Below are 1,430 nucleotides of genomic sequence, written 5' to 3'. Positions count from 1 at the left end.
AATTTTCAATTTAAGATTGGCCCGGTAGTTCAGTTGGTTAGAATGCCAGCCTGTCACGCTGGAGGTCGAGGGTTCGAGTCCCTTCCGGGTCGCCAGTTTACTTTAATAGATGTAAAACAAAAGGAAATAACTGTTAGTTGACATCAGTTTATTACGATGGTAAGATAGTTATTGCTGCTCAGATAAACGGAGGGGTTCCCGAGCGGCCAAAGGGGGCAGACTGTAAATCTGTTGTCGACGACTTCGAAGGTTCGAATCCTTCTCCCTCCACCAATAAAATAAACTACATGCGGGTGTAGTTCAGTGGTAGAACTTCAGCCTTCCAAGCTGACCGCGAGGGTTCGATTCCCTTCACCCGCTCCACTATTTAAAATGTGCCCATAGCTCAGCTGGATAGAGCATCGCCCTTCTAAGGCGAGTGTCCGGGGTTCGAATCCCTGTGGGCACGCCATTTTATTAAAAACTGATTGTTTTATCGTTGGGATATAGCCAAGTCGGTAAGGCAACGGACTTTGACTCCGTCATCCGCAGGTTCGAGTCCTGCTATCCCAGCCATAAATTCGACCCATTAGCTCAGTCGGTAGAGCACCTGACTTTTAATCAGGGTGTCCCGCGTTCGAGTCGCGGATGGGTCACCATATATAACTGGAGAGGTGTCCGAGCGGTTTAAGGAGCTGGTCTTGAAAACCAGTGACTCCGAAAGGGGCCGTGGGTTCGAATCCCACCCTCTCCGCCAGTTAAGGAGAAGTACTCAAGTAGGCTTAAGAGGACGGTTTGCTAAACCGTTAGGTCGTGTATGCGGCGCGCGGGTTCGAATCCCGCCTTCTCCGCCATTTTGTCCGGGTGTAGCGCAGTTTGGTAGCGCACATGGTTTGGGACCATGGGGTCGGGAGTTCGAATCTCTCCACCCGGACCATTATATAACCTATATTATATATAGGGGCCTTTAGCTCAGTTGGTTAGAGCGTCCGGCTCATAACCGGTAGGTCCGGGGTTCGAGTCCCTGAAGGCCCACCATTTTTTTAGGGGTGTAGTTCAGCTGGTAGAACAGTGGTCTCCAAAACCACGTGTCGTGGGTTCGAATCCTGTCACCCCTGCCATTTTCCGGGTGTAGCGCAGTTTGGTAGCGCACATGGTTTGGGACCATGGGGTCGGGAGTTCGAATCTCTCCACCCGGACCATCTTAAAGGGCTCATAGCTCAGCAGGTTAGAGCGCACGCCTGATAAGCGTGAGGTCGGTGGTTCGAGTCCACTTGAGCCCACCAGTAAGCCCAGATAGCTCAGTCGGTAGAGCAGGAGACTGAAAATCTCCGTGTCGGTGGTTCGATTCCGCCTCTGGGCACCATTAGTTTGGCCCCTTGGTCAAGCGGTTAAGACACCGCCCTTTCACGGCGGTAACAGGGGTTCGATTCCCCTAGGGGTCACCATTT

At 52.0% G+C, this 1,430-nt stretch carries 15 tRNA genes; all 15 read left to right on the top strand.

The features are described from left to right. Nucleotides 1-18: 18 nt before the first annotated feature. The 15 genes from BLP68_RS21320 (at nucleotide 19) to BLP68_RS21250 (ending at nucleotide 1,427) form a co-directional block, all read left to right on the top strand. Nucleotides 19-95: transfer RNA gene (locus tag BLP68_RS21320), tRNA-Asp, on the top strand. A 93-nt stretch (nucleotides 96-188) separates the two neighbouring features. After that, nucleotides 189-273: transfer RNA gene (locus BLP68_RS21315), tRNA-Tyr, on the top strand. Between the two features lie 16 nt (nucleotides 274-289). Further along, nucleotides 290-363 (top strand) — tRNA-Gly (locus BLP68_RS21310). An 11-nt stretch (nucleotides 364-374) separates the two neighbouring features. After that, nucleotides 375-451, top strand: a tRNA-Arg gene (locus BLP68_RS21305). Nucleotides 452-479: 28 nt separating this feature from the next. Next, a tRNA-Gln gene (locus BLP68_RS21300) sits at nucleotides 480-555 on the top strand. A gap of 7 nt (nucleotides 556-562) precedes the next feature. Next, a tRNA-Lys gene (locus BLP68_RS21295) sits at nucleotides 563-638 on the top strand. 9 nt (nucleotides 639-647) lie between these two features. Next, a tRNA-Ser gene (locus tag BLP68_RS21290) sits at nucleotides 648-736 on the top strand. A gap of 5 nt (nucleotides 737-741) precedes the next feature. Then, nucleotides 742-833, top strand: a tRNA-Ser gene (locus BLP68_RS21285). 6 nt (nucleotides 834-839) lie between these two features. Then, nucleotides 840-916 (top strand) — tRNA-Pro (locus BLP68_RS21280). A 24-nt stretch (nucleotides 917-940) separates the two neighbouring features. Then, nucleotides 941-1,017, top strand: a tRNA-Ile gene (locus BLP68_RS21275). 7 nt (nucleotides 1,018-1,024) lie between these two features. After that, nucleotides 1,025-1,100 (top strand) — tRNA-Trp (locus BLP68_RS21270). A 4-nt stretch (nucleotides 1,101-1,104) separates the two neighbouring features. Then, nucleotides 1,105-1,181: transfer RNA gene (locus BLP68_RS21265), tRNA-Pro, on the top strand. Between the two features lie 7 nt (nucleotides 1,182-1,188). Next, a tRNA-Ile gene (locus BLP68_RS21260) sits at nucleotides 1,189-1,265 on the top strand. A gap of 4 nt (nucleotides 1,266-1,269) precedes the next feature. Further along, a tRNA-Phe gene (locus BLP68_RS21255) sits at nucleotides 1,270-1,345 on the top strand. A 7-nt stretch (nucleotides 1,346-1,352) separates the two neighbouring features. Next, nucleotides 1,353-1,427 (top strand) — tRNA-Glu (locus BLP68_RS21250). Nucleotides 1,428-1,430 lie beyond the last annotated feature (3 nt).

Source organism: Alkaliphilus peptidifermentans DSM 18978, assembly GCF_900101495.1.
In the GTDB taxonomy this organism is placed as follows: domain Bacteria; phylum Bacillota; class Clostridia; order Peptostreptococcales; family Natronincolaceae; genus Alkaliphilus_C; species Alkaliphilus_C peptidifermentans.
Note: the sequence above shows the minus strand (reverse complement) of the source record. Positions and strands in the feature narration are given on the sequence as shown.